Raw genomic sequence first — 3,743 nt, 5'->3', positions numbered from 1 at the left:
TAGAGCAAAATCGAATCCATTAGGGAACAGCTTTTCTCGCTGCTTGATCTCCCGCAAGTACCATTGTTGATCTCTTTTCAGGCGAGCTAAATCACTAAATATTTTTGAGTAAGCATCAAAATCATTTTCTTTATTATCTACAATTGGCTGTAGCTCTTTTTGCCTATCGTATACTTTATCAAGCTTCGCCTTTATTTCATTTAAATCATCATATTTGTCTTTAAGGTAGTTTACCTCTAGGGTCTTTCTTCCTTCTAACCAATTAGGAAAATACGCAGCTAGATTGTCAAGATAACATTCATATTGAACAATCGTTCTTCCTCGCTCGTCTTCAAATTCAGACCATATTGTTTCGCTACATACTTGTCGATGATCAAACGCTTCTTCAATAGTGAAGCTAGCGTCAAAAATTTGAGGCTTATTATCATAGTCAACGTAAGTAAAATTGCTGTCTTTGACTATATCTGTTTCGGATTTACAACCCAAAAAAAGAGGAATAGCGATAATTGGAAGTATTTTTTTGTACATGTATGGATGACCTTCATTAACATTCAATCTAAGGACTTGAATATAAAGTAAAAAACCATACAAAAATGGTCTGTTGATGTTAATTTATACAGTAGGAGGAGGGATATTGGTATATGATATTTTTCAAAATGCTACGCACTACTCCTGTTTAAAAAATAAACTACTCAATTATTGCTTTTATTTTTTAGTTCAACCTATCGCTTCCTTGTATGCTACCGCTATCTTTTCTTTCCCAAACGACAGTTTTGTAGATAAAGTCCAAATTTTTTCATCATTTTAAATCACAAATAGAGATCTCGCTTTTCAAGGGAATAACTGGGTTTAACTAAACGAACGATCTCACTAAACCATTTACCAGCGGCCAACCTCAAGCTTTACCCAACCTTGCTAAGCCTTTACATCTATTTACATTCCATCAGATATACTTGGTAAATAGTTAGCGCAAAAACCATATCCAACCAACTACTCTCACTTGTCGTCACTTAGTGTGGCAACTACGCTAATACCATTCACACCACAATGAATTGATAATCAATGAAATCATCAAAAACACACGTTCTCACACTTTCATCGGCCTTATTATTTGCCGCAGGTTGTTCAGCATCCTCTCTCGATCCTACTAATCAACCGATCAGCGATTACCTTGGCTCAGCAAGCATTACGCAAGGCATGGCTAAAATTGTAGAGTCCAATCTTTTTGAATGTAACAATGGTCGCAGCCGAGTGGCTGGCGTGGGTGAAATTACCGATTCCGCAGGAAAAGTTTGGACGGTTCCTGCAATCAACAACTTTGCAACCGGACCAAAAGCCGCAGACCTATACGAAGAGTGTTCCAACATTACACCGCAAAGCCTAGCAGATGTTGATACGGCGTCGATGCCGATGACAGTGATTGACTCCGATGGGGAGGAAATCACCGGCTATATTTTTGCCGACAACTACTTCGAGCTCTATATCAATGGCACTCTAGTCGCGATAGATACCGTTCCATTTACACCATTTAATTCTAATATCGTTAAATTTAAGGTTAAGAAGCCTTACACCATTGCGATTAAAGTGATTGATTGGGAAGAGAACTTAGGGTTAGGCACCGAAGATAACCGAGGCAAGGCCTACCACCCAGGTGACGGTGGTTTTATTGCGAGCTTTAGTGACGGCACCGTTTCCAACTCAGATTGGCAAGCACAAACCTTTTATACCGCGCCGATTTACGACCTAACTTGCCTCAGTGAAGTGGACGGGCAACGCCTATCAAAAACCTGTACCACAGAAGGCACGGACGACGGTCAAAATGCTTTTGCCGCTCATTGGGAAGTCCCAGAAAACTGGATGGAACAAACCTTTGATTCATCATCTTGGCCTAAAGCCACGTTATATTCAGAAGATGATATTGGCGTGAAAAATAAAAAGGCATACATGAATTTTATTGAAAAATTCAGTGGCGCAGGCGCGAGCTTTATTTGGTCAACGAATGTCGTGCTTGATAATGAAGTACTACTTAGATACGAGGTTAAGTAGCCACTTACCGCTGCAGCCCAAAGGCTTACCTATAGAAACAAAAAGGCGTACATGATATCCATGTGCGCTTTTTTCTAGGGTATCGACGATTGAGAGAAATATAACCAAAGATAACAAAATCATTCATCTTCCATTCAGCTAGCGGGCGTTACATTAGCGTCAGTCTCAACACACAGTGGAAAAAATAATAATGAAAACCAAATTACTGATTACAACGCTTGCTCTTGCTGCTTCAACTTCTGTCTTCGCACAAGGTTTTAACGGCCCACAAAATGCTTCAGGCTTTAATGGCCCAACTCAAGGTATTTCAACCGTTCAACAGGTGCTAGATGCGGGTATGTTTAGCGATGATATGCCTGTTACTTTAACCGGGAATATCAAAGCATCGCTCGGCGGAGAGATGTATATCTTCACCGATACAACCGGCGAAATAACAGTTGAAATCGACCACGACAAATGGCTAAACCAAACCGCAACGCCTGAAACAAAAGTACAGTTGATCGGTGAGATCGATAAGAACATGTCAGGCACTAAAGTTGATGTGGATGCGCTAAGAGTGCTATAAGCCCAAATATAAGATCCTGCCATGACCTTTAAGGATATGGCAGGATTTTTTATTGTAGCGTTATCATTTACCGCTATCGACATTTCAAAGCAGCACGCTTAATCCTACTAAGCTCAACAGCAGACCAACGCGAACTAGCGGCACTTTTCGCCTAAATAATCTCATGCAGCAATTGTCCCCTTATCAACAAGGGATCTCGTCAATGACATTTTCCTTCGCCAGTCTTCTTTTCTAATCATGCTCGGTAATACATTGCCAATAAGCGCTTGAACAAATAAAACGACAAAAATACATAATTCTCTATAGCGAACAATAAATGAACTTTAATGTGATATATTTTACGTACTAAGAGGGAGGACGGTCGAGCGGTCGCCAGAGCAATGGATTGGGAGCGATGATGCAAAAATCACACAAAAAGATGGAGCGCTACGTTCTTTTTAGTGAAGTAGCCAAACGACTAAGCTTCGCCAAGGCGGCGGACAGCTTGTCGATCTCTCGCAGTTATCTTTCAAACCAAATCAAACAACTCGAAAAAGAATTAGGCAACAGTTTATTAATCCGCTCGACACGGCAAGTACGCCTTACACCTGCTGGCTTTAAGGTATTAGAGAAGATGCTGGAGATTAACAGCGCAATCATCTCTTTGGAACGCGAGTTGGAGCAAAACCAAAGCGAGATTAGCGGTTTGCTTAGGATCACGGCACCGGAAATGTTTAGCCAATCTCATCTAACTGAGATCTGCCATCACTTCAAACAGAAACATCAAGATATCGAGTTTGATATTGATGTTAGCGCTAACCTACATGATCTAACGCAAAGCCGTTTTGATCTGGCTATTCGCTCAACCAATACACCACCTGAAAATATGGTTGCCAAAAAACTGATGAGTTATCAGCATATTTGTTGTGCATCACCTGAATACCTAGACAAATTTGGCCAACCAGAACACCCGCTCGATTTAGTAGAACACCACTGTTTATCGAACCCACACAGCAAAACATGGCCATTTTATGACGGTAAAAGTCGCCTTGATGTGGATATCCAAGGTGCGCTGTGCGCAAATAACCAATTTCTATTGCTACACGCCGCTATGCAAGGGCAAGGCATATTAAAAGCGCCCGATTACTTAGAA

3 protein-coding genes and 1 pseudogene are annotated in these 3,743 nt (G+C 40.8%); 3 read left to right on the top strand and 1 reads right to left on the bottom strand.

Annotated features, from left to right (window positions below; translation table 11 throughout):
* A pseudogene (locus RH85_RS03875) lies at window positions 1-528 on the bottom strand (hypothetical protein); the annotation flags it as partial.
* 534 nt (window positions 529-1,062) lie between these two features.
* On the opposite strand from RH85_RS03875, the gene RH85_RS03870 reads away from it, so the two are divergent.
* The 3 genes from RH85_RS03870 to RH85_RS03860 form a co-directional block, all read left to right on the top strand.
* The gene (locus RH85_RS03870) at window positions 1,063-2,046 is read left to right on the top strand and encodes a hypothetical protein (protein ID WP_006710890.1); all 984 of its coding nucleotides are present in this window, start codon (window positions 1,063-1,065) and stop codon (window positions 2,044-2,046) included.
* Between the two features lie 190 nt (window positions 2,047-2,236).
* Window positions 2,237-2,611, top strand: coding sequence for a NirD/YgiW/YdeI family stress tolerance protein (locus RH85_RS03865; protein ID WP_006710889.1), 375 nt, complete (start codon window positions 2,237-2,239; stop codon window positions 2,609-2,611).
* 394 nt (window positions 2,612-3,005) lie between these two features.
* A partial coding sequence (locus RH85_RS03860; protein ID WP_006710888.1) for a LysR family transcriptional regulator occupies window positions 3,006-3,743 on the top strand: 738 nt, incomplete at its 3' end.

Source organism: Vibrio ichthyoenteri ATCC 700023, assembly GCF_000222605.1.
Lineage (GTDB): Bacteria > Pseudomonadota > Gammaproteobacteria > Enterobacterales > Vibrionaceae > Vibrio > Vibrio ichthyoenteri.
This window is presented reverse-complemented; position numbering and strand designations above follow the sequence as displayed.